Genomic DNA, 21,561 nt, shown 5'->3' with positions numbered 1-21,561 from the left:
TCAGCTGAGGGAGGCCCTAACCTGGGCCTTCATAACCTTCCTCATACAGCTCGGGCAGAGGTTCGGGTAGGGCCTCTCGGGCCTCTTCGCGGTCTTCGGGAGCTTCCTGAGCTCGCTCGGCCTTCCGCGCGGAACGCCGTTGAGGGGCCTTCCGCACATGGCGCAGTGGGCGACCTTGGGCTTCCTCCTCTCAAAGTGGATTACGGTCCTTCCTCCGGGAGTCCTAACGTACTTCCTCCTCCATGACCTTGAGCGGTACATCGGCTTCATTACTCTCACCTCGCAACCCCTTTCAGCGGAGCGTTTTTAAATTTATCCCATGTCAAGGAGCTTTCTGAGCACCATACCAATGACGTAGCTCGAAAGGATGTACCAGCCGAAGTAGCCGAGTTCACTTCCGGACAGGGCAGAGTGATACATACTGTGGAACCAGTCAAAGAGGAAGAAGTTGAACGGGGCCTTGGCTATCGCGACCTCTGTGTACCATCTTCTGAGCCAGCTGAAGAATATCCAGAATATTGGCATCGTGAGGAACATCGGAACCATCTGCTGCTTCATGAGCTCGCTCTGCATTTTCATGAGCTCCAACTGCTTCTGCTGAGCCTTTCTGAGCTTCTTCTCGTCGCCGCTCTTCTGGGCTTCCCTCATTTCCTTCTGAACTTCTTTGGCGAGCTTCTGGAGCTTCTTCTGCTTCTCAATGTCCGTGAAGAAGTAATAGAGCAACGTGTAGAACCCACCGATTATAAAGCCCATTAGTGTTATGACCCAAAGGGGATGGTAGTTCATCATGAACGGCCCGAAAACATCGTCAAGAAACTGGTAGATTCCCTCAATCATACTCACTCACCGCCAAGTCCAGCACTTGAACGAGTTCGTTAACTGCCTCTTCGAGACCCTTATCCTCGTGGTTCTCGATTATCTTTATGAGGGCGTTTGAGTGCATGGCGTAGCTTATCGCAGCTGCCCTGTTGAGGTCCTGGTGCCTCTCAATCTGCTCCTCGGTCTCAACGTCCCTGTCCCTCTTGAGGTCGCGGAGGCGCCTTCCGAGTATCTCGCTCGGCGTCGCCTCGATTATCACTATGAAGTTGGGGTTTATGACCTCAATAACCTCCCTGGGAAAGCCGAGTAGGTAGCCAACCGGAGTTCTAATGGTCGCGTGGGTGTCGAGCAATACCGGCTCCTCCCGGGCTATCTCGACTATCTTCTGGGCGGCTTTAAGCTGGAGCTCCCTCTGCGTCTTCGGGTCGAGCTTCCTCATCTCATCCCTGTGTTTAACCAGACCCGCCTTAACGGCTTCCTCGAACATTAAGTCACCGAAGTTGACGAGCCTGAACTTAGCCCGGGTTCTCTTAAGGGCAAGTCTCGTAATAGTGCTCTTGCCAACTCCTGGAATACCTGTAATCATGACCACAAACGGCATAGCTCTCACCCAGGGGGTTCTGGTTGGGTAAGGAAAAACGGCCTTAAAAGGTTTTGCAAAAAGGAAAGGGTCACTTGGCGAAGAATCTTCTGAGGGCCGGGAACATCTCCGTTGCCTGCTCTCTGGCAATCTCTTCGTAGAACCTGTAGAGGATGCCGACCGTCAGCAGTATTCCAGTTCCAGTACCCAGCGCGCCGAAGAAGTCCGCGAGCACTGCCACCAGCGCCAGCGTGAAGGAGCCCCAGAAGGTAACGTAGGGTATGTAGCGCTGGAGGACCCTCTCAAGGATTCTCGGGTCGCGCCTGAATCCTGGAATCTGGAGTCCCGCCTGCTGAAGCTGTCTTGCTATGCTCCTCGCGTCAAGTCCTGTCAGCTCAACCCAGAGGAAACCGAATATCAGCGACCAGAATATCGTCATTATGGCGTAGACCAGCGCCCTGACGGGGTCGTTAATGACGTGGAAGATGTCCCTTGGGGGATAGAGGTACGTGACGAAGCCGCTCACTGGGTAGCCGTTCTCCCCAAAGGTTCCGAGCCAGGTTATGCCGTAGTTGTTGAGAAGCCTGGCCCAGAGCTGGATGTTGGCGTAGAGGGCCATGGTGAGGATTATCGGAATGTTGCTGACGTACATGAACCTTATCGGGTACCTTCCGCGAACGGTCACGCGGCCGTAGCTGAGCGGAATCTCAACGCGCATGCTCTCGAGATATACGACGATTAGGAACACCGCTATTGTTCCAAGGAGTTTAACCATATCCGGCAGGGTTCCACCACGGTAGATAGCCCCCGTTATGTCGCCATGAATTAGGTGCTGGATGAAGGCGGGGATGGCACCGACTATGGCAGGCTCTCCGGTCAGGGGGTCAATGTACTCCTTGCTTGGTATCGGGGCGAGGGCTTTGTAAATGACCGTCTGTGAAACTCCAGCGGCAATGAAGAGACTGATACCACTGCCTATTCCCCACTTGCTGACGAGTTCATCGAGTAGTATAAGCATCGTGGACGCAAATCCAAGCTGGAGGATTATCAGGATTGCGAGGCCAAGACCTATGTAAACGAATCCATCAGGGCTCGTAACGGTCTGGAAGGCCCCTATTCCGGTGCTGACCTTACCAAACGCTCCGGCGAAGACGTAGATGGCCGCCTCGAAGAAGCTCATGAATACCGAAAACAGCTTCTGAGCGGCCTGATAGAACCTCCTATCCTCGGGATTTGAGAGGTCGAGCTTAACTATCTCGGAACCAACGAGAAGCTGCATGATTATACTCGCGGTAACGATGGGACCGATACCCAGCGTTAAAAGCGAACCGCTCTTACCGGCGAGCACGAAACGGAGCGTTGCAAAGTAATCCTGAACCTTGGGTGGGATTCCATACAGGGGGATTTCAGCGAGTATGAAGTAGAGCAACAGAACTATTCCAGTCCACATGAACTTCTCCTTGAGGGGAACGTGCCTCTTCGGCCTCTCAACCTCGGGGAAGTAGCGCTCTATGGCGTATACAATGTCCCTTACCTTTCCCATAGCCGACACCCGCCAAAAGTTGAAAGAAATCAGGCGAGGATGACCTCGCCACCAGCGGCCTTAATCTTCTCCTCGGCCTTGGGGGTAACGTAGTAGGCCTTGACGACGATGGCGCGGGTGAGCTTTCCTGTACCGAGAACCTTGTCAACGCCGAGCTGGGTGGCGTCGAAGACGAGCTTTCCTTCCTCCTCGTAGATGACGCCCATGTCCTTGAAGAGCTCGAAGTTCTCGTCGATGTCGCTCAGGTTGATGACCTTGGGGATGTACTGGACGGCCTTGGGCCTGTGGAAGCCGCGCTTGCCGAGGTGGTCGGGGGCGTACTTGATGGTCCAGGTGAACTTCTGGTCCTTCCTCTTACCGGTACCGGCCATACCGCGGCCACCCTTGCTTCCGCCGCCGCGGTGCTTCTTCTTGCACCCCCATCCGTGAGTGTGACTTCCGCGAAGCTTTCTAACCTTCTTCCTCCTCCTAATCATCTCTCGCCACCTCAGAGCATTCTCTCTATGAGCTCGTTAATCTTCTCGCCCCTGTAGCCGAGGGCACCGCCCTCCTTGAAGGAGCGCTTCTTGCTTCCCTTCAGTCCTCCCCTCGGCGGGTGGAGCCTGAAGACGGGCTTGATGTTCGGCAGGTCCCTGAGCTTCATCTCGCCGTTAATGACCTTCTCGGCGAACTCCTCGATGCTCATTCCGAGCTTCTCCTGGACGTACTCATCGGTAATCGGCTTGTTGCCAACGAGCCTGCCCCTCTTCCTGAGGAGCTTGACGAGGGTCTCTTTGTCTATCTCGCCCCAGGTGATGTAGTCCTTGACCTTCTGTATCATTCCGCGGTAGCTCGGGGTGTCGTCGACTATGACGAGGTGGTTAATCCTGTGAAGGCGAAGCATGGCGAGGGTGTCTCTAACCTCGCCCCTCGCCCTAATCCCGCTCCTAAGCCTTATGAGTGCAAGCTTTGCCATCTTCTCTCACCTCACTCAAGGGTGAAGCTCTGGGGCATCGCCCTGCCAACGACGATACCGTACTTCTCCTCCATACCGGGCTGTATGGCGACGCGGTTGGTGTTGTAGAGGGCGTTGAAAACTGCCTTGGCGAAGTTGACGGTGGTTCTCGTCTCACCGAGGGTCTGGGACCAGACGTCCTGGACACCGGCAAGGGTGAGTATCTTCTTGCCAACGTCACCTATGACGAGTCCGAGACCACGCGGTCCGGGCATGAGCTTGACGCGGACGCTACCCTCCTTGCCCTCGACGGCGAACGGGATTGAGTGAGGCCTCCTGCACCTGCACTCCCATGAACCGCAACCGCGCTTGATTTCGATGATGTTCATCTTGGCGTAGCTTATGGCCTTCCTGATGGCTATGCCGACTTCCCTTCCGTGGCCAATTCCGAGGCCGACGTAGCCGTCCCTGTTGCCAACAGCTGCGAGAACCCTGAAGCGAATCCTCCTACCGCTGTCGGTCATTCTGACGGTGAGAGCTATGTCAAGCACTTCCTGGTTCTCCCTCAGGTTGACTTCGGGAAGGAGAACGTCAACTATCTCGGGCTCCTTTATCTGGTAGCCCTTCCTGAATATCTCGTGAATGTCAGTTATCTGACCCTCCTTGACGAGCCTGCCGAGCTTGGTCTTCGGCTCCCACTCCTCAAGAACCCTCTGGGCAATCTCTCTCGGGTCGCTCATTCTCTCGCCCCCTCAAACTTCTCGATTATCTTGGCCTTAACCTCTTCAAAGTGCTCGGGGAGCTTCTCGGGCTCAAGGCCCTTGACGAGGTAGCCACCAAACTGCCTCCTATAGGCAGCCTCGTCCTCCTCCTTGAGGGCCTTGGCGTAGTTTGCAACGTGCTCGCCCCTAATCCTGTAGTCCTCAGGGAATATCTCCTCGCTGTGCGGGACGTTTAAGCCTGCATCAACGGCTCCCTTGAGGACGGCGAATATTGAGCTTCCCCTGGTCGGCGGGTGAAGGCCTATGTCGAGTATGGCCTCCTCAACGCCGGCCTGCTTCGCCTTGTAACCGATGAGCAGTCCGAGGAGGTACGCGCTCGGGGTGTTCCCGGTGTGGCCCTTCCAGCCGAAGTCCCTTATGAGCTCCCTGGTGTGGGCGGAAACTATAGTCCTGTCGCCCTTCGGGTCGTAGACTATAATCTGCGCTATGTGGTGGTTGAGGCTCTTCCTCACGACGAGCCTCGGCTTCTTGCTCTTGAGGAGCTTGAGCCTCTTGTGGTAGTTGGTCTTACCCTCTCTCCTCCTCCTGAAGGGAACCCTATACCTTGGTCCTCTCGCCATTTATCTCACCTCACTCCTTCAAGATGCCGTGCTCCTGCATGAACAGGTAGAGCTGCCTCTTGTTCTTGAACTGGCCACCCTTGGCCCTGATGTAGAGCCTTCTGTAGGTGTGGGCGTCAATCTTGCCCTCAGCCTTGAGCTTCCTGAGTTCTTTCCTGAGGGCCCTTATGGTCATCATCCAGCGCTCCTTCTTGCCCATCCTGGCGGTCTTCTTGCCCTTCCTGCTTCCGGGGCCCCTGTGGCGTCCCTTCTTCCTCGCCTCGTGGAAGGCCCTTGCCCTGGCCCTGCTCTGGCCCTTGATGGGCTTCTTCTTGATGACGCCGTCGTGGATGAGCCTCTTTATGTCCTCCCTCGTTATTGCCGCGGCAACGTCGTCAATCCTCTCGGGGTCAATCCAAACCCTGTTCTCACCGCACTTCAAAATGTCAGCGGCAATCCTTCTCTGCATCTTAAGCATGAGCATCACCTCGCGTTGAGGACCTTAATTCCGAGCTCCTTGGCCCTCGCGATTATCAGTTCTCTCTTCCTCGCGCCGACGGTTCCAGCTATCCTCGCCGCCTGCCTGGTCGGGTCTATTGCCTCGAGCTCCTTGACGTTGTGAACAAGGACCTCCTCGTAACCGCTCGGGTGAAGCCCGCGAACGGCCTTCGGTGAGCTCCAGCCTATGCTAGGTGAGCGGGGCTTGCCCTTCTTCTTGAGCCTCATCTTGCTGTCGATTCCCTTGGGCCTGCGCCACTTGGGGTCGTTCTTGAACTTGGGATACCTCCACCACTCCTGACGGAGGAACTTGGGCTTCTTCCTCTTGAGCCTGGCCCTCACCCTAAGGAGTCTCGCCTTCTCGTCCATTTCTCACACCTCAGAACTTTATCGGCTTGCCAGCCTTCTCAACTATGTAAATACCATCCTGGAAGACACGCCTGTCCCACTTCGTTATCCTCGTGGCCTGCTCGATGTTGGCCGCGGTCTGGCCAACGGCTTCCTTGTCTATGCCCTCGACGAGTATCTCCTGACCGCGAACCTTTACCGTAACGCCCGGGAGGATTTTGGCCCTCCTCGGAGCCTTCTCACCGAGGAAGTTCTCGATGACGACCTCGTCGCCCTGAACCTTGACGGTGACCGGGAAGTGGCTGTAAACGACCTTGAGCTTGTAGGTGAAGCCCTCGGTGACGCCCTTAATCATGTTGGCTATGTGGGCCTTGAACGTCCTCGCGATGGCGATGTCCTTCTTCCTCGGGAACTCCTTGTATATGACGACCTTTCCGTCCTCGGTGAATATCTTAACGCCCGGGTACTTGAGCTCCCTCTGGAGCTCGCCCTTGGGACCCTTGACCTTGACGACGTTGTTCTCAACGGTGACCTCGACTCCCTCTGGAATCTCAACCTCTTCCCTTACCCACGCGTCTATCGGCATCGCTCTCACCTCAGTAGACGTAGGCTATCAGCCTTCCGCCGATGCCCTTCTCACGGGCCTCCTTGTGGGTCATAACGCCCTGGGAGGTGGACACTATGAGGATTCCGAACTCGAAGGCCGGAAGGAACCTCTTCTCCCAGTACTCGTAGTCCCTGGCCTTGACCGGGAACCTCGGCTTAATCGCTCCTGCCTTGTTTATCTTGCCGATGAGCTGAACGCGGTAGATGCCTGCCCTTCCATCGTCTATGAACTCGAACTCGCCGATGTAGCCGTTCTCCTGCATAACCCTGAGAACCTCACCGATGAGCTTCGAGGCGGGCTTTATGTAGACCTCCTTCTTTCCAACCCTCTCGCTGTTGGTCATGTGGGAGAGAGCGTTCGCAAGCGGGTCAAGCAGAGTCATCGCTTCTCACCTCACTCATACTTCTTGAAGCCGAGTTTTGGAGCGACCTCGCGGAAGCAGTGCCTGCAGAGCATAAGGCCGTGTATCCTGATTATCGGGCCGTACTGGCCGCAACGCATGCACCTTCTCGCTCCCTTACCAAACTTCCTCGGCTTCCTCTTGTTGTAATCAGCCTTCGCCATCTCACAATCCCTCCACGTTGACCTTGAACTCCTCAATAGCGAAGACTATACCCTCTTCCTTCGTCAGCTTGTGCCTGGTCGGTATCTTCCTCCTCTGCCTCTTCCTCTTGGCGACCCTAAAGCCGGGCCTCTCAAGGGTGACGCAGACGTCCATACCGAAGATACCTATCTCGGGGTCGTACTCGACGCCCGGTATGTTGATGTGCTCCTGGATTCCAAAGCAGAAGTTCCCGTGCTCGTCGAAGTTGCCGACGCTGAGCTTCCTGTCAACGGCCTCAAGGAGCCTGTCAAGCATCTCGTAGGCCTTCTTTCCACGGAGGGTGACCTTAACCGCTATCGGCTCACCGCGCCTTATTCCGAAGTCCTTGTTGGTCTGCTTCGCGCGCCTCCTTATCGGCTTCTGGCCGACGAGCTGCTCAAGCATCTTCTCGGCCTTGGTAAGCCTCTCACCGCTCTCGCCAACACCGATGTTTATGGTGAGCTTCGCAATCCTCGGCTTCCTCATCGGGTGAGCTTCCCAGTCTGCAAGGATAGCCTCCCTGTTAATCTGCATCGTCTCTCACCTCACGGAAGGGAAATCTCCGGCTTGTCCTTACCAACGACGAAGGCGTACTCCTTCAGGGTGTCGAAGAGCTCGCCGTTCTCGTCCTCGATGGTGACGACGTCGGGCCAGCCCATCGGGAAGTGCCTGACCTCGACTATCTTACCCTTCCTCGCGACGTTCTTACCCTGGGTAACGAAGACGTAGGCACCGACCTCGAAGGGCAGTATCTTGACTATCTGCCTCTCCGGAACCTTCATGATGACGGTGTAGGAGGTCTTGTAGGCGTCCTTCTCAGCGAGGCTGACGAGGTGGTTGCTTCCGTCGTGGAGGTTGAGCTGAACCTTCGCGCCCTTGACCATCCTCTTGTTGTCAATCCTGAAGGGCTTGAGCTTGGCCTCTTCCTCGCTTATCGGGTGGAGGATGAGCTTGCCAATCCTGTTGGGCAGGACCCTGTAGTGCTCGCCAGTTTCCGGAATCGAGACGACGTCCATGATTCCAACCGGGAACTTGTAGTCCTTCCTAACCCTGCCGTCAACGAGTATCTTGCCCTCGTTGAGTATCTTCCTAGCCTCTCTCGCGGTTCTCGCGTAGCCAAGGTAGTCCCTGACTATGTAAAGGAGCGGTATGGAAGTCTTCATGCTGTGCGGACCCGGGCTCGGGCGAACGGCCCACTTGTAGGCCTTCCTGTGGATGTACCAAGCGGTTGGAGCGGCAAGCCTCTTAAGGTGCCTCTTCGGACCCTTTCTCGCCATCACTCAGCCCTCCTCTTAATTATCTTCTCTCTCCTCTCATCGTCGAGGTTGAGCTCGACAATCATAACGTTCGACGGGTGGAGCGGGTAGTAAACCTCGGTTCCGTCGGTTCTCTTCTGGGTGACTCCCTCAACGTGAATCCTGTACCTCTTGAGGTCGACCTCAACGACCTTTCCTTCCTTGCCCTTGAAGTCCCCGCGCATGACCTTGACCTTGTCGCCAACCCTAATCGGGAGGTTCCTGATGCCGTACTTCTCCCTCAGCTCCTTGCTCAGGGTCGCGCTCATTATCTTACCCCTGAGGTGAAGGGGAGCGTTGTAGAGGAACTTCCTCTGCTTTCTCGGCTGCTTCATATCAAGCTTCATAACTCTCACCTCACAGCACTATGCTCGCTATGCTACCGAGCCTGACCCACCTCTCGGCGGCCTCCCTGGCTATGGCACCTCTGATTTCGGTTCCCCTCGGAACGCCTTCGGGAGTGACTATGGCAGCGGCGTTGTCCTCGAACTTGACGCGCATGCCGTCAAGGCGCCTGTACTCTTTCCTCTGCCTGACAACGACGGCCCTGACGACCTGGTGCCTCATGTCGGGCCTTCCCTTCTTGACGGTGGCAACGACCATGTCGCCGACGCCAGCTGAAGCGAGCCTCCTCCTGGTTCCCTTGTAGCCGACGACGCCGATTATCTGAATGACCTTGGCACCGCTGTTGTCGGCGACCTTGAGGTAGGCCCCAATCGGAAGAGCGCGAGTTGGCCTGACGGGGCTTATACCCCTGGTCGCACCGGCACCCTTCTTGGCCATTGCCTCACACCTCCTCCTTCCTCTCGGCCCTCTCAAGGACGGCCACGACGACCCAGCTCTTGGTCTTGCTTATCGGCCTGGTCTCGGCTATAAGGACTTTGTCTCCAACCCTTGCGTTGATGCACTCGGGGTTGTGGGCGTGAACCTTGCTCCTCCTGAGCTCGTAACGCTCGTATTTCTTGAGGTAGTGGTAGTACTGCCTCTCGACGACGACGGTCTTCTTACCCTTGTCGCTGACGACTATACCCTCAACGTATCTCCCGTGTATCTTGAGGTTCCCGTGCCAGGGGCACTTGGGGTCGTTACACACCTCAGCGGGAGGCTGAACCCTCAATCCAATCTCTCTCATTTCCGCCACCTCTTCTTGAGTCTCATCTCGGGCCTTCCAATCAAATCACGACCGTTGATTCGGATTTTCTCATCGCCGAGGTCGAACTCAATCTCGACCACGTCCTTTGGAACGACCCAAACCCTCTCCCCACCTATGGTGAGGGTGTTCCTCGTCTCGTCAAGGACGTAGCCCTCGATGCCGACCAGCTCTGGATGAGATGCCCTTATAATCTTTGCTTTGAGGCCTATGAGCTCGTGCCAGACTATGTTTTTCCGCGTCACTCGACCTCTATGAGCTCCTCGGAAAATCCAAGGTCTGCGAGCAGCTTCTTGATACGGTCCCTGTGGTCGCCCTGGAGCTCTATCCTTCCCTTCTTTACGGTTCCGCCACATGCCAGCTTCGCCTTCAGCTTCTTTGCTATGTCTTCGAGGTCGAACTCCTTCTCGTCTATGCCCTCGATTATGGTCTTAAGCTTTCCGTAGCGGGCCCTCTCGATGTAGACCCTAATCCTCTGCTGCTCCTTCAGGACCTCCTTAAAGAGCATCTCATCCAGAGGGTTCACAATCCTCGGCACCTAACCTCACCTTTTCTCCCTAAGCTTCTCCTTCTTTATGGTAAGCAGGCGCGCGATGTCGCGCCTGAGGTTGCGGATGACCATGGGGTTCTCGAGGGAAGCCCCCATGGTGAGCACGCCACGCTCCTTGGCAAGCTCAAGCCTGAGCTCCCTTATCTTCTGCTCAATCTCCTCGATGCTCATCTCCCTAATCTCACTGGGCTTCATTGCCGCTCACCTCTTCCTCGACTATGTCTTTGACCTCAATCTCATCCGGAAGCCTCGCGTCGGGCGGCATGATGGCAACCTTAACGCCGATAACACCGAGCTTGAGGAGTGCCTGAGCGTAGCCCTTGCTGACGAGGGTCTCGGCCGGGTTGCCAACCTTGGCGAGGTAGCCCTGGTAGAACCTGACGCTTTTAGCCCTCTCACCGGTGAGCTTTCCGCTGAGCCTAATCTCAACACCGCGAGCACCGTTCCTCATGATGGCCCTGATTGCTGAGTAAGCGGCCCTCCTGAAGTGGATTCCCCTCTCAAGGGCCTGGGCGAGCCTTACGGCCTGAACCTTGGCGTTGAGGTAGGGGTTCTTGATTTCCTCGACCTCAATCTGCGGGTTCTCGAGGCCGAACTGCCTCTCAAGGATTCTGGTGAGCTCCCTTATCCTCCTTCCACCCCTTCCGATGACGTAACCGGGGCTCGCTGCAAAGATTATAACCTTGGTTCCAAGGGGAGTCTTCTTGATGTCTATTCCACCGTAACCCGCCCTGCGAAGCTCCTTCTCAAGGTATTCGTCGATGAGCATCTCCTTAACGCCTTCCTTGATGAAGTACCTCTCGATGGCCAAAGGTCTCACCTCCTAATCTCCTCGACGACTATCTCTATGTGCGTGGTCTGCTCGTTGAAGGGGGTGGCCCTTCCAAAGGCCCTCGGGATGTAACCCCTGAGGACGGGCCCCCTGTGAGCGGCCGCGTGGATTATCTTGAGCCTGTCGACGTCGAGGCCCTTCTGCTCGGCGTTGTTCTTGGCGTTGAGGAGTATCTTCTTGACGGCCTTGGCGACCTTGACCGGATAGCGACCGGGACCGAAGCCCTTACCAGGCTTGTGGCCCTGGCTGTCGTTGTGGCGCTTCATCGGAACGGGCCTTCTGAGGTTTATGACGTCGTCGAGGTACTTGAGGGCGTCGTTGAGCATCATGCCCCTTATCTCCCTGAGGAGCTCGACGCTGTGCTTGGGTGAAATCCTGAGGTCCCTTCCGCTCGCGCGAGCCATTCTTTCAGGGTCAAAATTTTGGAATGAGTAGGAAAACCTGCCCCTGCTCATCTAAACCACCTCACTTGATTGCCACGAACATCGAGGACCTGGTAGCTCCGACACCCGGTGAGCCGTGCTGGACTATCTTCCTCGTGAGGGCGAACTCACCGAGGTAGTGGCCTATCATCTCCTCCTTTATCTCAATCGGGACAAACTCCTTGCCGTTGTAGACGTGAATCGTAATGCCGACCATCTCGGGGAGGACTATCATGTCCCTGCTGTGGGTCCTTATGGGCTTGTTGTACTTGCCCTTCTTGGCAAGCCTAATCTTCCTGAGGAGCTTCTTCTGCTCCGGGGAGAGGCCCCTCTTGAGGCTCCTCCTCTGCCTGGCCGGGAGGAGCTTGGCGAACTCCTCAAGGGACATGTTGAGCAGTTCGTCGAGCGTGTAACCCCTATACCTAAACTCCTTCTTTCTCGCCATCTTCACTTCCTCCTACCGGTTCTTCTCGCGGCTATGTGACCGACCTTCCTTCCGGGCGGAGCGCGCCTCGAAACGGTCGAGGGCCTACCGATGTGGTGCTCCTTACCACCGTGCGGGTGGTTGACGGCGTTCATCTTGACACCCCTCGGCTTGGGCCAGAACCTGTTCCTGGCCTTGGCGATGTAGTAGGCCTTACCAGCCTTGACTATTGGCTTCTCAAGCCTTCCACCGCCGGCAACGACACCGATAGTGGCCCTGCACTCGGGCTTGAACTGCTTGAGCTCACCGCTCGGAAGCTGAACGATGACCTTGTCCTTCTCCCTGCTGACGACGAGGGCGTAGGTTCCTCCAGCCCTGACGTACTTTCCGCCGTCGCCCGGAACGCCCTCGATGTTGTAAACGTAGGTTCCCTCCGGTATCTTGGCGAGCGGGAGGGTGTTGCCTATCGCTATCGGAGCCTCGGGTCCGATGTAGACCTCCTGGCCGACGAGAACGCCTTCGGGGGCGAGGATGAGCTTCTTGGTTCCGTCCTCGAACTTAACGCGAGCGACGGGAGCAGTCCTTCCGGGGTCGTGGAGGATTTCCTCAACGACTCCCCTGAGGGTCTTCTCCTTCACGACGTTGAGAGGAACGTACTTAACGGCGCCCCTGTACCTGTGGGAAGGAGCGCGGAAGGTTGTGGTTCCCTTACCCCTCCTCTGCTGTATGAGACTCTTTCCCATCTCACATCACCTCAGAACAATCCCAACCTTGCGGCAATCTCACTCGCGTCGTATTCGGGCTTGAGCTTGACGTAGGCCTTCTTCTCGCCCCTCATGGTGATGAGGGTGTTGACCTTCTCGACCTTGACGTTGAACATCTCTTCCACGGCCCTCTTGATGTCGGCCTTGGTAGCTCTTCTGTCCACTATGAAGGTGAGCTTGTTCTCCCTCTCTATGAGCGAAACGGCCTTTTCGGTAACGAGCGGCCTTATGATAACCTTATAGGGGTCCATCTCTCATCACCCGTAGATTTCCCTAAGCCTCTCTATAGCGCCCTTAGTCCAGATGGTAAGCCTTCCAGGGTGAGTTCCGGGCGCGAGAAGCTCAACGCCGAGGTTGTCAACGGTAACGACGTCAACGCCCGGGTGGTTCCTCGCTCCCTGGACGATTCCCTCGTTCTTAGCCACGACGATGAGCGGGCCCTTGGCCTTCTTGTAGCGCCTTCCGCGCATCTTACCCTTACCGGCCCTTATCTTGGTGTTCCTCTTGGCCCTCTCGATATCGTCCCAGACGCCGAGCTTCTTGAATATCTCCCTGGTCTGGGCGGTCTTGAAGACCTTCTCAAGGTCGTCAACGACGACGAGCGGGAAGGCCGGAACGTTGTCGGTGACGTGTCCCCTCGCCTTCACGAGGTCAGGGCTGGCGGTGGCAGCGATGGCGCTCATTATGGCAAGCCTGCGCTCCTTCTTGTTGATATCCTCCCAGATTATCTTCTCGACCTTCGGCGGGTGGGTTCTCCTTCCACCGCGAGCGAAGGGGACGAAAGCTGCGAACCTCGGCGGGGTCTTTATCCTCTCGACCCTCGCCATACCGTGGCCCTTACCGATGTTCTCGGTGACCCTTCTCTTTCCAGCGAGCGGGTCCCTTCCCTGGGGCTGTATCCTGTGGGTCCAGGAAGCGATGACAGCTCTCCTGATGAGGTCGGGCCTGAAGGGAGTGCTGAACACCTTGGGGAGCTCTATCTCCTCAACGGGCTCGCCTTCGAGGTTGAAGACCTTAACCTTCATTTATCTCACCTCACTGCTTGGACTCCCTACTGACGTAGGTTATCTGGGGCCTCTCAACGGGCGGCTTCTTCTTGGGCGGCCTTATAGCGGGCCTAACCCTGATTATCCTCTTGAACGAACCCGGAACGCTACCCTCAATCATGAGGAAGTCGCTCCTGACGATTCCGTAGTGCGGGAAGCCACCCTTCGGGGTTATCTCAATCTCGTTGCCGTCGAGCACGAGCTTTCCGTTCTCGCCTATGGCGATGAGCCTCTTGTTGAACTCTGTCCTGTGGTGGAAGCCCATCTGACCGGCCTGCGGGACGGTCCACATGACGCGAGCCGGGTGCCATGGACCGAGGTTTCCAACGTGCCTGCCCTTTCCAGCCCTCTGGGCCTTGTGGAACTGGACCTTGATTCCCCAGCGCTTGACCGGGCCCTGGGTTCCCTTACCCTTGGTGACCGCTATGACGTCGAGAAGCTCTCCCTCGTGGAGAACCTCACTGGCGCGGAGCTCCTTGCCTATCTTCTCCTTGGCGTAGTCGAACTTGGCCTTGACGTCGTCGCCACCGATGGCGTACTCCATAACCTCCGGCTTCTTCTTGAGCTTGATGAGCCAGGGCTGGGTGTGGACGAGAAGCCTGACGTCGACAATCTCGCCGTCGTTGACGAGGTCCTCAAGCTGACCGAGCTTGGCCTTGAAGGCCTCCTCGTCGTAGTTCTTCGGCAGGGTCTTTATGCGCCTCTTGACGTTGTCGTTGAGCTCGTGGAACCAAACTTCGGTGGCGGTCTCAAGGCCAAGGTAGCCCTGCTTGTAGGCCCTGATTCCGTAGACGAAGAGAGGCGGAACCTCAACTATGGTCACGGGCACGAATATCTCCTTGCCCTTGGTGAGCCCGGGGCTGTCGTCTATCATGAGGATGTGGGTCATTCCGGCCTTGTAGCCAGCAAAGCCCAGCATCCTGACCTCACTGTCCTTTGGCCACTTCTTGATTCTCGGGACTACACTCCTAGCCCTTTTCCTTGGGCTGAAGGCGAGTGAACCTCTCCTTGGTCTGTGAACCTTTCCCATCTCAATCCCTCCTCATGAGATTGAATATCGCCAGCGTGGCGAGGAGCGCCTCCTCGGTGCGGACGGTTTTAGTTTTCTGATTCGGAATCGTGTTGAGCACGAAATCGAACTCGTACTCTCCGCCGAGGAGCTCCATGACGCCCTTCCTCGGCGAGCCAAAGGCGATACCAACCTCCCCTTCGAGCGGGGGAAGGTTGACCTTTCTCACGTCGCGACCCTTCCTCGAGGTCGCGATTGCCAAATCCAGGTGAGCCTTTTTAAGTGTTTTCGCCAGGGGCTTCCCGCTCAGGTGAACTTTGTACCCCCAGTATTCAACCGGCTTCGCCGGGACGACCTTGAGGGGCCTCGTTGACACGATTCTAAACGTTGCCCTGCCTTCGACGCTCCCCTCAACGAGCGCCAGCTCGTCGAGCCCGATGTCCGCGTAGATTCTCCTTCCCTTCCGGAAGGCATAGCCCTCGCGGATTTCTCCGACCTTTGGTTTTCCCTTGAGCTTGTGATGCGGTGTCCTGAGCGGGGGGACGACGCCCACGTACTTGAGCTCGGGCATCAGGGGAAACAGCCTCTTTCTGAGGTACTGCGGTGTTTCCATGTACTCAAGGACCGTTTTTATGAACTTCCCGTCCCTTCCGCCTGCCCTGTAAATCCAGATGTGCTCGACGCCGAAGATTGCGCAGGCCCTCGCAACCTGCCCAACCTTGTACGTCCGGATTTTTGGATCGTCGGTTTCCTCAAGGAGGGAATCAGGAATGAAGACGTGCCAGGCCATATTTCGCCCCCACTGTCCTCCCTAACCCCAACGCGCTGAAGGGAGCTTATGGAGACTATTTAAAAGACTTTCGAACCCTGCAACCCTTTTTCGTGGTTGGATGTGTGTAATTTTTTTGCAATCAGCCCTTGCTTGCGAAGGAAGCTTTTGGAAAAAGCTTCACCAAAAGCTTGTGATTCCTTTTTAAGGCCTCCTCATCAAGGGATTTTAAACTCTAAACTGGCCCTTAAAGGTTGAATTTTTTTAAAAATACACCCTCTTTCACACGGGTTCTACTTAAACCGCGCTCCTTTGGAGCGCTAAAGACGTGAACCTCGTATCAGAAGGGCCTTTCAGAGAAATTCACCTCTCCAAAAGAGCAACTCAAAAAGAAATCCACATCAATACACAGCATTTTCAGGAGGAATCACGAACCTTGGTCAAACTTCGCGCAGGCGAAGTTTGTAACTGGTGGGCCCGCGGGGCTTCGAACCCCGGACCTCCGCCTCGTGAGGGCGGCGTCATAACCAGACTAGACCACGGGCCCGCCCGGAGTATGGAGAGCGGGCAAAAATATAAAGCTTTCGCTAAACTTCCTTCAAAATTTCCTCAGGTGCACCCGCGAACTCGACCAAGTACTCCGCCTCGACGATGTGGAGCCTTCCCGGAACTATAAGAACGTGGGGTTGCCTTCCAAAGTCCTCGTTAATCATGTCCTTGACGTAGCCTGCCCTTATCGTCGGATTCAGCGAACCGGCCCTTGCCAGAACCACGACGAGGGTTTCGGGCGTGAAAACGCCTTCCCCCTTCATCTCCTCTACCTGTAAGAGTATCTCCATCGCCTCGTTCGCTGTCATGTAGCGGTTCTGCTCGGCCTTTATGTCGAGGAAGAGGAGCGTGTGCAGACCGCGCTCCCGGTTTTCCCTGATTACGTCGTAGTGGCTCGTCGGGAACCAGTTCTTCTCAGGATAGGCAACTGTGGCGCTCTTCCCGAACTTGTAAATCTGGAGTCCGGTTACGGCCACCGCGGAGTAGATGCTCGGGGCGTGAATCACGTAGCTCTCAACGCCGGCCTTCTTCGCCCGGATTCTCAGGTCGGAGTGCGTCGTCGCCACCATCGGGTCTCCGGCGGTAAGAAACGCGACGTCCTTCTCCTTTGCCTCCGGGAGGACGATTTTCTCGAAGTTGAGCTCAACGTCCTCCCTGCTCAGCCTGACTATTGGCTTACCTATGAGCTCTTCCACTTTGTCTATCGTCGTTCCCGCGAGGAGCGATGTGTAGAACTCCGCGAAGACCTTCTCGCACTTCCTGGCCGTTTCGAGACCCTTGAGCGTTATGTCCTTCTCATCGTAGAGTCCGAGGCCTATGAAGTAGAGCGCCATTCTCACCACCGATACTGGATTTCCCTAAAACTTTTAAGTTTTGGGAAAACTACTTAAAGGTTTTTGGCGAACCTAACCCGGTGAGGGCCGTGCAGGTCAGCAAGAGGGAGGAGGAGTACCTGGAGGCTATGTACATTCTCCATAAGAACAAGGGTGTAATCAGGGTTAAGGACATAGCCAAGATAATGAACGTCAAGCCCCCAAGCGTCGTTGATGCCCTCAAAAAGCTCGCCGAGAAGGGTCTCGTCGAGTACGAGAAGTACGACAGGATTCTCCTAACCGACGCGGGAAGGAAGATAGCCGAAGAGACTTACTCGAAGCACGTCTTCCTGACAAAGTTCTTCGTTGACATACTCGGCATCCCACCGGAGATAGCGGAGCACGACGCCTGCCAGTTCGAGCACTACGTCAGCGAGGTAACCGTCAAGAGGATGAAGGAGTTTGCTAAGTTCATCCAGGAGCAGTGCCCCTACGTTCTCAAGCAGTTCTTGAAGGAGAAACTGGAGGAGTGAATAAGGTTCTTTCTGATTCCGTCTTCCTGTTCCTCGTTTCGTTCTGCAGGATAAAGGAAAGAAGTCAGAAGAGACCGCCAAGGTAGGCGAAGTAAACCGCGAAGACGGCCGCAAGGGCGTACATGAGCGGGTGGACTTCCTTCCAGCGGCCGCTGAAGACCTTGAGGACGGTGTAGCTTATGAAGCCAGCACCGATTCCGTCGGCTATGGAGTAGGTGTAGGGTATCGTGATGAGCACTAGGAAAGCCGGAAGGGCCTCGGTGTGGTCGCTGAAGTCAACCTCCTTGAGGGCGCTGAGCATGTAGTAGCCGACTATGACGAGCGCTGGGGCGGTTGCAAAGGCCGGTATCGCACCGGCGAGGGGAGCGATGAAAAGACCGATTGCGAGGAAGAGGAATCCAGTAACGAGGGCAGTCATTCCCGTCCTTCCGCCCTCCTCGATTCCCGCGGCGCTCTCAATGTAAGTGGTGACCGTTGACGTTCCGAGGACGGCACCTAAGGTCGTTCCTATCGCGTCCGTGAGGAGAACCTTCTCGGCATCGGGAACCCTTCCATCCCTAGTCAGGAAGCCGGCCTTGGCGCTCAAACCGGTGACGGTTCCAAGGGTGTCGAAGAAGTCAACCATGAAGAAAGCGAAGACAACCCCAAGGGCACCAGCGCTGAGGAGGCCGTGAAGGTCCATCTGCATAAAGGTGTAGCTTATCGTTGGTGTAGAGAACAGCTTCTCAGGCCAGGGAGCGGCGCCGGTAATCCAACCGAGGACACTTGTGGTGAGTATCGAGATGAGAAGGGCCCCCTTCACGCGCCTCGCGATGAGGATTCCAGTGAGGAGGACTCCAAAAACGAAGAGCAGTATCTGTTTTGATAACAGAACATCCGTATTCAACCCTGTGAATTTGAGGGTTCCGCTCAGGAGAACGGTCTTTCCGAGGGGAATAACGGCGTCCTTGGCACCCTCAACCTGTGCGGAGAGCAGGCCAACGTCGTTCAGGCCAATGAGCGTCAGGAACAGACCAATTCCAGCACCGATGGCGTACTTCTGGCTCCTTGGGATGGCGTGGATTACCGCGCTCCTGACCTTGGTAAGGGTGAGCGCGATGAAGATTAGACCCTCAACGAAGACCGCTGCGAGGGCGACCTTCCAGCCGTATTTGGGGGCTACCGTGTAGGCAAAGTAGGCGTTAAGACCCATTCCCGGCGCGAGGGCGAATGGCTTCTTGGCGTAGATGCCCATGAGAATCGTTGTGAAACCCGCTGAAAGGGCAGTAACGGCAACGAGCGAGTCAAATGCCTCCTTTCCCATCGCCGCGCTGAGTATCTGCGGGTTGACAAAGAGAATGTACGCCATCGTGAGGAACGTCGTTATTCCAGCGAGGACTTCGGTCTTCATATTGGTTCCATACTTGTCAAACTCAAAGTACCGCTCAAACCACTCCATAAGCGTCCCTCCATTGGTTGACATAGAAACGGCGATAAAACGGATTTATAAAACTTTTTTTGACATAAACCTGTTATAAACTGAGGAGGGAGAAAGACCTTACTAATATGCCCACTCGTGGAGGAACGCGGTTTGGCTCAAAGGGCAAATCCGGCAGTGGGCGCTCCGCTATGATGGTATGGCCCTCAACGTCAAGGTAAAGCCTCATCCTCCCCGGAAGAAGCTCGTAACCTGTAACAGTGGCATCTTCACCCTCCGTTATCAACACACTTTCAGGCCTGAAGAACACCTTAACTTTCCCATCAACACCAACCGAGAACTCAAGGTTTCCAAGCCTCGCCACGCCGTTCTCAGCTTCGAGCTCAAGGATGTTGCTCGTTCCGAGGAAGCGCGCCACGAACTCCGTCCTGGGTTTGTAGTAGAGCTCAAGTGGCTCCCCAATCTGTTCGATTCTTCCGACGTTCATAACCGCTATCCTATCGCTAACCGCCATCGCTTCCTCCTGGTCGTGGGTGACGTAGACCGTCGTTATCCCGAGCTCGCGCTGAATCCGCCTTATCTCGGAGCGGAGGCGCTCCCTTATCTTCGCGTCGAGGTTGCTGAGGGGCTCGTCCAGGAGCAGAACTTCCGGCTCAATAACAAGAGCTCTCGCGAGGGCAACGCGCTGTTGCTGTCCTCCACTCAACTGCTCAGGATAGCGGTTTTCGAGGCCGGAGAGGCCAACGAGCTCGAGTGCCCACTTAACTCTTCTCTCTATCTCTCCCCTCGGGAGCTTCCTCATCTCCAGTCCAAAGGCGATGTTCTTGAAGACCGTCATGTGGGGAAAGAGTGCGTAGTCCTGAAAGACTATGCCGATGTTCCTCTCGTTGGGCTCAAGGTCTGTAACGTCGGTACCGTCAAAGAGAACCCTCCCCGAGTCTGGCTTTTCAAGGCCCGCTATAATCCTCAGCGTCGTCGTTTTCCCACAGCCACTCGGGCCGAGCAACGTCAGGAACTCGCCATCCTTCACCGAGAGGTCAACGCGAAGCTCAAAGCCGTCCCAGCGCTTGCTTACGTTCCTGAGCTCAACGCTCACCATACCTCCTCACCGACCTTTTCTATTATTAGGAATCCTATTGCCGACACCACCATCAGGATGACCGAGAGTGCGGAAGCGCTCCCGAAGTGCCTCGCGCCAAGGAACTTGTAAACGGCGAGGCTCATCGTGGTGTACTCCGGCGGGGCGAGCATGTAGGTCGCTCCCAGCTCGGCTATGCTCATCGCGAAGGCGAAGATTGCCCCGACGATGAGGCTTCCAAGGGCCAGTGGCAGTTCCACCCTCAGGAAGGCCTTCCACTCGTTGGCCCCAAGCGTCAAGGCGGCCTCGCGCAGGTTCCGCTTTATCTTGGCAAGTCCTGTTGATAGGGAGCGGAAGACGAAGGGGTAGGCTATGATGGAGTGGGCTATAGCCACAATCCAGAAGGTGTAGTAGAGGGGTGTTGACTGGAAGACCATTATGTAGCCGAGCGCGACCGTTACTGGGGAACTCGCAAGGGGTAGCATGACGAGAACGTCGAGAACGCGCTTTCCCCGGAAGTCCCAGCGGTTCAGGAGATAAGCGAGCGGGAGCGCGACGAGAATCGAGATTACAACGGTCGTGAAGCCGAAGAGGAGGGAGTTCTTTATCGCACCGAGGGTCGAGACGCCGAACATCGGGTTGTACTCCGGCGAGAAGACCCTGCGGTAGTTCTCAAGGCTTAGGTGACCGTTGAAGAGAAGGGAGTCGTAAACTATTGCCAGCAGGGGGGCGACGATGAATACGAACACGAGAACCGAATACAGGACCACGCCCAGCCCCTTGATGCTGAGGAAATCCCTCGGACCAAGCTTCTGAGGTCTTTGAAGAACCCTCTGCTCCTCCCTTTTCGAGTAGGCATCGAGGGAACGGAGGTAGAGGTACATGAAGAGGGCGCTCAGCGTTATCTGAATCACCGCCAGAGCGGAGCCGGTCCGGAAGTCAAGGAGGGTCATGACGGTCGAGAAGATGTCCACCTCCATGGTCACGTAGCGGTAGCCACCGAGGATTAGAGGGATTGAGAAGCTCAGAAAGCAGAAGACGAAGGTGAGCATTGCGGAGGCAAAGATTGCGGGCGAAATTAGGGGCAGTGTCACCTTCCAGAAAAGCCTGAAGCCCCGCGCACCGAGCGTTTTGGCCATCTCCTCGTAGTGGGGATTAACGCGTTGCCAGAGCGACGAGACCATCCTAACCACTATCGGGAAGTTGTAAAAGGCGTGGGCGAGGAGTATGGCCTTCCATGTATAGATTATCCCCGGGTCGCGTCCGATTAGGTGGGCTATGAAACCGTCCTTTCCGAAGAGCAGGATGAAGCCGAGGGCAACCATTATACCGGGCATTACGAAGGGAACCGTCAGGATGGCCCGGATTACCCTCTTGCCCGGAAAGTCGTACTTGGCGAATATGTACGCCCCGGGGAGGCCAATGAGGAGCGTAAGAGCAGTCGAGGCGAGCGCCTGGCCGATTGTAAAGCGTATAACCCACCGGTGGTAGGAGTTGCCAAGGACTGCCGAGAGGAACTTCAGCGTCGGGCCGTTATCCCAGAGGCCCAGCCTTAGAATATCCACCATAGGCAGGTAGAAGAAGACCAGCAGGAACGCCAGCGGGATGACAAGGACAACGTAGCCGGCCTTGAACCTCATGGCCAAAACTCGGTTTTGCCTGTTTATAAGTCTTGATT

34 protein-coding genes and 1 tRNA gene are annotated in these 21,561 nt (G+C 56.1%); 1 reads left to right on the top strand and 34 read right to left on the bottom strand.

The genetic code is table 11. The annotated features are described in order from the left end of the window. The 31 genes from BD01_RS10505 to dph5 all read right to left on the bottom strand — a co-directional run bounded on the left by BD01_RS10505 (position 1) and on the right by dph5 (position 16,876). Positions 1 to 270 carry a 50S ribosomal protein L34e gene (locus BD01_RS10505; RefSeq protein ID WP_042692855.1) on the bottom strand — a complete coding sequence of 90 codons (270 nt, stop codon included), beginning with the start codon at positions 268 to 270 and terminating at the stop codon, positions 1 to 3. Positions 271 to 312: 42 nt separating this feature from the next. Then, a complete protein-coding gene (locus tag BD01_RS10500) occupies positions 313 to 837 on the bottom strand; it encodes an EMC3/TMCO1 family protein (protein ID WP_042692852.1) in 525 nt (174 codons plus the stop codon). Next, a complete protein-coding gene (locus BD01_RS10495) occupies positions 830 to 1,420 on the bottom strand; it encodes an adenylate kinase (protein WP_042692850.1) in 591 nt (196 codons plus the stop codon). Before BD01_RS10495 ends, BD01_RS10500 begins: the two co-directional genes overlap by 8 nt. 70 nt (positions 1,421 to 1,490) lie before the next feature. Then, positions 1,491 to 2,942, bottom strand: coding sequence for a preprotein translocase subunit SecY (secY, locus tag BD01_RS10490; RefSeq protein WP_042692848.1), 1,452 nt, complete (start codon positions 2,940 to 2,942; stop codon positions 1,491 to 1,493). A gap of 29 nt (positions 2,943 to 2,971) precedes the next feature. Further along, the gene (locus tag BD01_RS10485; RefSeq protein WP_042692846.1) at positions 2,972 to 3,418 is read right to left on the bottom strand and encodes an uL15m family ribosomal protein; all 447 of its coding nucleotides are present in this window, start codon (positions 3,416 to 3,418) and stop codon (positions 2,972 to 2,974) included. Between the two features lie 11 nt (positions 3,419 to 3,429). Then, positions 3,430 to 3,897 carry a 50S ribosomal protein L30 gene (locus BD01_RS10480; protein ID WP_042692844.1) on the bottom strand — a complete coding sequence of 156 codons (468 nt, stop codon included), beginning with the start codon at positions 3,895 to 3,897 and terminating at the stop codon, positions 3,430 to 3,432. Positions 3,898 to 3,908: 11 nt separating this feature from the next. Then, entirely contained in the window at positions 3,909 to 4,616 is a 708-nt protein-coding gene (rpsE, locus tag BD01_RS10475) for a 30S ribosomal protein S5 (RefSeq protein ID WP_042692841.1), read from the bottom strand. Continuing rightward, positions 4,613 to 5,218, bottom strand: coding sequence for a 50S ribosomal protein L18 (locus BD01_RS10470; RefSeq protein WP_042692838.1), 606 nt, complete (start codon positions 5,216 to 5,218; stop codon positions 4,613 to 4,615). The genes rpsE and BD01_RS10470 overlap by 4 nt, the downstream gene beginning before the upstream one ends. A 10-nt stretch (positions 5,219 to 5,228) precedes the next feature. Continuing rightward, positions 5,229 to 5,681: a 50S ribosomal protein L19e gene (locus tag BD01_RS10465; protein WP_206203809.1), complete on the bottom strand. Its 453-nt coding sequence runs from the start codon at positions 5,679 to 5,681 to the stop codon at positions 5,229 to 5,231. After that, a complete protein-coding gene (locus BD01_RS10460; protein WP_042692834.1) occupies positions 5,681 to 6,064 on the bottom strand; it encodes a 50S ribosomal protein L32e in 384 nt (127 codons plus the stop codon). The genes BD01_RS10465 and BD01_RS10460 overlap by 1 nt, the downstream gene beginning before the upstream one ends. Before the next feature lie 10 nt (positions 6,065 to 6,074). After that, complete coding sequence (locus tag BD01_RS10455) at positions 6,075 to 6,629, bottom strand: 50S ribosomal protein L6 (RefSeq protein ID WP_042692833.1); 555 nt, start codon at positions 6,627 to 6,629, stop codon at positions 6,075 to 6,077. Between the two features lie 10 nt (positions 6,630 to 6,639). Continuing rightward, entirely contained in the window at positions 6,640 to 7,032 is a 393-nt protein-coding gene (locus BD01_RS10450; protein ID WP_042692830.1) for a 30S ribosomal protein S8, read from the bottom strand. Positions 7,033 to 7,043: 11 nt separating this feature from the next. Beyond that, positions 7,044 to 7,214 carry a 30S ribosomal protein S14 gene (locus BD01_RS10445; RefSeq protein ID WP_011250478.1) on the bottom strand — a complete coding sequence of 57 codons (171 nt, stop codon included), beginning with the start codon at positions 7,212 to 7,214 and terminating at the stop codon, positions 7,044 to 7,046. Position 7,215: 1 nt separating this feature from the next. After that, on the bottom strand, positions 7,216 to 7,767 hold the full coding sequence (locus BD01_RS10440) for a 50S ribosomal protein L5 (protein ID WP_042692828.1): 552 nt from the start codon (positions 7,765 to 7,767) through the stop codon (positions 7,216 to 7,218). 11 nt (positions 7,768 to 7,778) lie between these two features. Next, positions 7,779 to 8,510, bottom strand: coding sequence for a 30S ribosomal protein S4e (locus tag BD01_RS10435; RefSeq protein ID WP_042692825.1), 732 nt, complete (start codon positions 8,508 to 8,510; stop codon positions 7,779 to 7,781). Next, entirely contained in the window at positions 8,510 to 8,875 is a 366-nt protein-coding gene (rplX, locus tag BD01_RS10430) for a 50S ribosomal protein L24 (RefSeq protein ID WP_042692823.1), read from the bottom strand. The genes BD01_RS10435 and rplX overlap by 1 nt, the downstream gene beginning before the upstream one ends. Positions 8,876 to 8,885: 10 nt before the next feature. Further along, positions 8,886 to 9,311, bottom strand: a complete 426-nt coding sequence (locus tag BD01_RS10425) for a 50S ribosomal protein L14 (RefSeq protein ID WP_042692821.1) — start codon at positions 9,309 to 9,311, stop codon at positions 8,886 to 8,888. A 4-nt stretch (positions 9,312 to 9,315) separates the two neighbouring features. Then, positions 9,316 to 9,660, bottom strand: coding sequence for a 30S ribosomal protein S17 (locus BD01_RS10420; protein ID WP_042692819.1), 345 nt, complete (start codon positions 9,658 to 9,660; stop codon positions 9,316 to 9,318). Continuing rightward, positions 9,657 to 10,034: a ribonuclease P protein component 1 gene (locus BD01_RS10415; RefSeq protein ID WP_084606340.1), complete on the bottom strand. Its 378-nt coding sequence runs from the start codon at positions 10,032 to 10,034 to the stop codon at positions 9,657 to 9,659. Before BD01_RS10415 ends, BD01_RS10420 begins: the two co-directional genes overlap by 4 nt. After that, on the bottom strand, positions 9,920 to 10,186 hold the full coding sequence (gene yciH / locus BD01_RS10410) for a stress response translation initiation inhibitor YciH (RefSeq protein ID WP_206205113.1): 267 nt from the start codon (positions 10,184 to 10,186) through the stop codon (positions 9,920 to 9,922). The genes BD01_RS10415 and yciH overlap by 115 nt, the downstream gene beginning before the upstream one ends. A 36-nt stretch (positions 10,187 to 10,222) precedes the next feature. Continuing rightward, positions 10,223 to 10,423, bottom strand: coding sequence for a 50S ribosomal protein L29 (rpmC, locus tag BD01_RS10405; protein WP_042692814.1), 201 nt, complete (start codon positions 10,421 to 10,423; stop codon positions 10,223 to 10,225). Continuing rightward, on the bottom strand, positions 10,410 to 11,039 hold the full coding sequence (gene rpsC / locus BD01_RS10400) for a 30S ribosomal protein S3 (RefSeq protein ID WP_042692812.1): 630 nt from the start codon (positions 11,037 to 11,039) through the stop codon (positions 10,410 to 10,412). Before rpsC ends, rpmC begins: the two co-directional genes overlap by 14 nt. 5 nt (positions 11,040 to 11,044) lie before the next feature. Further along, the gene (gene rplV / locus BD01_RS10395; RefSeq protein WP_042692810.1) at positions 11,045 to 11,515 is read right to left on the bottom strand and encodes a 50S ribosomal protein L22; all 471 of its coding nucleotides are present in this window, start codon (positions 11,513 to 11,515) and stop codon (positions 11,045 to 11,047) included. 10 nt (positions 11,516 to 11,525) lie between these two features. After that, the gene (locus tag BD01_RS10390) at positions 11,526 to 11,927 is read right to left on the bottom strand and encodes a 30S ribosomal protein S19 (RefSeq protein ID WP_042692807.1); all 402 of its coding nucleotides are present in this window, start codon (positions 11,925 to 11,927) and stop codon (positions 11,526 to 11,528) included. A gap of 2 nt (positions 11,928 to 11,929) precedes the next feature. After that, positions 11,930 to 12,649 (bottom strand): 50S ribosomal protein L2, encoded by a 720-nt coding sequence (locus tag BD01_RS10385; RefSeq protein ID WP_042692804.1) that lies wholly within the window; start codon positions 12,647 to 12,649, stop codon positions 11,930 to 11,932. Between the two features lie 11 nt (positions 12,650 to 12,660). After that, complete coding sequence (locus tag BD01_RS10380; RefSeq protein ID WP_042692801.1) at positions 12,661 to 12,921, bottom strand: 50S ribosomal protein L23; 261 nt, start codon at positions 12,919 to 12,921, stop codon at positions 12,661 to 12,663. 6 nt (positions 12,922 to 12,927) lie between these two features. Continuing rightward, entirely contained in the window at positions 12,928 to 13,695 is a 768-nt protein-coding gene (rpl4p, locus tag BD01_RS10375; protein ID WP_042692799.1) for a 50S ribosomal protein L4, read from the bottom strand. Positions 13,696 to 13,705: 10 nt separating this feature from the next. After that, the gene (locus BD01_RS10370) at positions 13,706 to 14,746 is read right to left on the bottom strand and encodes a 50S ribosomal protein L3 (protein WP_042692796.1); all 1,041 of its coding nucleotides are present in this window, start codon (positions 14,744 to 14,746) and stop codon (positions 13,706 to 13,708) included. 1 nt (position 14,747) lies between these two features. Beyond that, positions 14,748 to 15,515 (bottom strand): putative RNA uridine N3 methyltransferase, encoded by a 768-nt coding sequence (locus BD01_RS10365; protein ID WP_042692794.1) that lies wholly within the window; start codon positions 15,513 to 15,515, stop codon positions 14,748 to 14,750. 448 nt (positions 15,516 to 15,963) lie between these two features. Then, a tRNA-Val gene (locus BD01_RS10360) sits at positions 15,964 to 16,041 on the bottom strand. A gap of 40 nt (positions 16,042 to 16,081) precedes the next feature. Continuing rightward, complete coding sequence (gene dph5, locus BD01_RS10355) at positions 16,082 to 16,876, bottom strand: diphthine synthase (RefSeq protein ID WP_042692791.1); 795 nt, start codon at positions 16,874 to 16,876, stop codon at positions 16,082 to 16,084. Positions 16,877 to 16,965: 89 nt separating this feature from the next. On the opposite strand from dph5, the gene BD01_RS10350 reads away from it, so the two are divergent. Then, positions 16,966 to 17,388, top strand: a complete 423-nt coding sequence (locus tag BD01_RS10350; protein ID WP_042692788.1) for a metal-dependent transcriptional regulator — start codon at positions 16,966 to 16,968, stop codon at positions 17,386 to 17,388. Between the two features lie 64 nt (positions 17,389 to 17,452). Here BD01_RS10350 and BD01_RS10345 read toward each other — a convergent pair whose 3' ends face one another. The 3 genes from BD01_RS10345 to BD01_RS10335 all read right to left on the bottom strand — a co-directional run bounded on the left by BD01_RS10345 (position 17,453) and on the right by BD01_RS10335 (position 21,523). Beyond that, on the bottom strand, positions 17,453 to 18,826 hold the full coding sequence (locus tag BD01_RS10345) for an NCS2 family permease (protein ID WP_042692786.1): 1,374 nt from the start codon (positions 18,824 to 18,826) through the stop codon (positions 17,453 to 17,455). Between the two features lie 73 nt (positions 18,827 to 18,899). Further along, entirely contained in the window at positions 18,900 to 19,904 is a 1,005-nt protein-coding gene (locus tag BD01_RS10340) for an ABC transporter ATP-binding protein (protein ID WP_042692783.1), read from the bottom strand. Beyond that, positions 19,898 to 21,523 (bottom strand): ABC transporter permease, encoded by a 1,626-nt coding sequence (locus BD01_RS10335; protein ID WP_042692781.1) that lies wholly within the window; start codon positions 21,521 to 21,523, stop codon positions 19,898 to 19,900. Before BD01_RS10335 ends, BD01_RS10340 begins: the two co-directional genes overlap by 7 nt. Between the last annotated feature and the right edge of the window lie 38 nt (positions 21,524 to 21,561).

Source organism: Thermococcus nautili (assembly GCF_000585495.1).
Taxonomy (GTDB): domain Archaea; phylum Methanobacteriota_B; class Thermococci; order Thermococcales; family Thermococcaceae; genus Thermococcus; species Thermococcus nautili.
This window is presented reverse-complemented; position numbering and strand designations above follow the sequence as displayed.

Bases quoted from the DNA above. Each gene is read 5' to 3' on its own strand.
- BD01_RS10380 (WP_042692801.1), bottom strand. From the start codon at position 12,921: ATGGACCCCTATAAGGTTATCATAAGGCCGCTCGTTACCGAAAAGGCC.
- BD01_RS10460 (WP_042692834.1), bottom strand. From the start codon at position 6,064: ATGGACGAGAAGGCGAGACTCCTTAGGGTGAGGGCCAGGCTCAAGAGG.
- rpsE (WP_042692841.1), bottom strand. From the start codon at position 4,616: ATGAGCGACCCGAGAGAGATTGCCCAGAGGGTTCTTGAGGAGTGGGAG.
- BD01_RS10335 (WP_042692781.1), bottom strand. From the start codon at position 21,523: ATGAGGTTCAAGGCCGGCTACGTTGTCCTTGTCATCCCGCTGGCGTTC.
- rplV (WP_042692810.1), bottom strand. From the start codon at position 11,515: ATGAGCAGGGGCAGGTTTTCCTACTCATTCCAAAATTTTGACCCTGAA.
- BD01_RS10495 (WP_042692850.1), bottom strand. From the start codon at position 1,420: ATGCCGTTTGTGGTCATGATTACAGGTATTCCAGGAGTTGGCAAGAGC.
- BD01_RS10435 (WP_042692825.1), bottom strand. From the start codon at position 8,510: ATGGCGAGAAAGGGTCCGAAGAGGCACCTTAAGAGGCTTGCCGCTCCA.
- rplX (WP_042692823.1), bottom strand. From the start codon at position 8,875: ATGAAGCTTGATATGAAGCAGCCGAGAAAGCAGAGGAAGTTCCTCTAC.
- BD01_RS10480 (WP_042692844.1), bottom strand. From the start codon at position 3,897: ATGGCAAAGCTTGCACTCATAAGGCTTAGGAGCGGGATTAGGGCGAGG.
- BD01_RS10370 (WP_042692796.1), bottom strand. From the start codon at position 14,746: ATGGGAAAGGTTCACAGACCAAGGAGAGGTTCACTCGCCTTCAGCCCA.
- rpmC (WP_042692814.1), bottom strand. From the start codon at position 10,423: ATGAAGCCCAGTGAGATTAGGGAGATGAGCATCGAGGAGATTGAGCAG.
- BD01_RS10340 (WP_042692783.1), bottom strand. From the start codon at position 19,904: ATGGTGAGCGTTGAGCTCAGGAACGTAAGCAAGCGCTGGGACGGCTTT.
- BD01_RS10450 (WP_042692830.1), bottom strand. From the start codon at position 7,032: ATGACTCTGCTTGACCCGCTTGCGAACGCTCTCTCCCACATGACCAAC.
- BD01_RS10465 (WP_206203809.1), bottom strand. From the start codon at position 5,681: ATGCTCATGCTTAAGATGCAGAGAAGGATTGCCGCTGACATTTTGAAG.
- BD01_RS10425 (WP_042692821.1), bottom strand. From the start codon at position 9,311: ATGGCCAAGAAGGGTGCCGGTGCGACCAGGGGTATAAGCCCCGTCAGG.
- BD01_RS10420 (WP_042692819.1), bottom strand. From the start codon at position 9,660: ATGAGAGAGATTGGATTGAGGGTTCAGCCTCCCGCTGAGGTGTGTAAC.
- yciH (WP_206205113.1), bottom strand. From the start codon at position 10,186: ATGCTCTTTAAGGAGGTCCTGAAGGAGCAGCAGAGGATTAGGGTCTAC.
- BD01_RS10385 (WP_042692804.1), bottom strand. From the start codon at position 12,649: ATGGGAAAGAGTCTCATACAGCAGAGGAGGGGTAAGGGAACCACAACC.
- BD01_RS10415 (WP_084606340.1), bottom strand. From the start codon at position 10,034: ATGTGGCGGAACCGTAAAGAAGGGAAGGATAGAGCTCCAGGGCGACCA.
- BD01_RS10470 (WP_042692838.1), bottom strand. From the start codon at position 5,218: ATGGCGAGAGGACCAAGGTATAGGGTTCCCTTCAGGAGGAGGAGAGAG.
- BD01_RS10365 (WP_042692794.1), bottom strand. From the start codon at position 15,515: ATGGCCTGGCACGTCTTCATTCCTGATTCCCTCCTTGAGGAAACCGAC.
- dph5 (WP_042692791.1), bottom strand. From the start codon at position 16,876: ATGGCGCTCTACTTCATAGGCCTCGGACTCTACGATGAGAAGGACATA.
- BD01_RS10345 (WP_042692786.1), bottom strand. From the start codon at position 18,826: ATGGAGTGGTTTGAGCGGTACTTTGAGTTTGACAAGTATGGAACCAAT.
- BD01_RS10455 (WP_042692833.1), bottom strand. From the start codon at position 6,629: ATGCCGATAGACGCGTGGGTAAGGGAAGAGGTTGAGATTCCAGAGGGA.
- BD01_RS10445 (WP_011250478.1), bottom strand. From the start codon at position 7,214: ATGGCGAAGGCTGATTACAACAAGAGGAAGCCGAGGAAGTTTGGTAAG.
- BD01_RS10505 (WP_042692855.1), bottom strand. From the start codon at position 270: ATGAAGCCGATGTACCGCTCAAGGTCATGGAGGAGGAAGTACGTTAGG.
- rpl4p (WP_042692799.1), bottom strand. From the start codon at position 13,695: ATGAAGGTTAAGGTCTTCAACCTCGAAGGCGAGCCCGTTGAGGAGATA.
- BD01_RS10485 (WP_042692846.1), bottom strand. From the start codon at position 3,418: ATGATTAGGAGGAGGAAGAAGGTTAGAAAGCTTCGCGGAAGTCACACT.
- BD01_RS10390 (WP_042692807.1), bottom strand. From the start codon at position 11,927: ATGGCGAGAAAGAAGGAGTTTAGGTATAGGGGTTACACGCTCGACGAA.
- BD01_RS10440 (WP_042692828.1), bottom strand. From the start codon at position 7,767: ATGCAGATTAACAGGGAGGCTATCCTTGCAGACTGGGAAGCTCACCCG.
- BD01_RS10500 (WP_042692852.1), bottom strand. From the start codon at position 837: ATGATTGAGGGAATCTACCAGTTTCTTGACGATGTTTTCGGGCCGTTC.
- secY (WP_042692848.1), bottom strand. From the start codon at position 2,942: ATGGGAAAGGTAAGGGACATTGTATACGCCATAGAGCGCTACTTCCCC.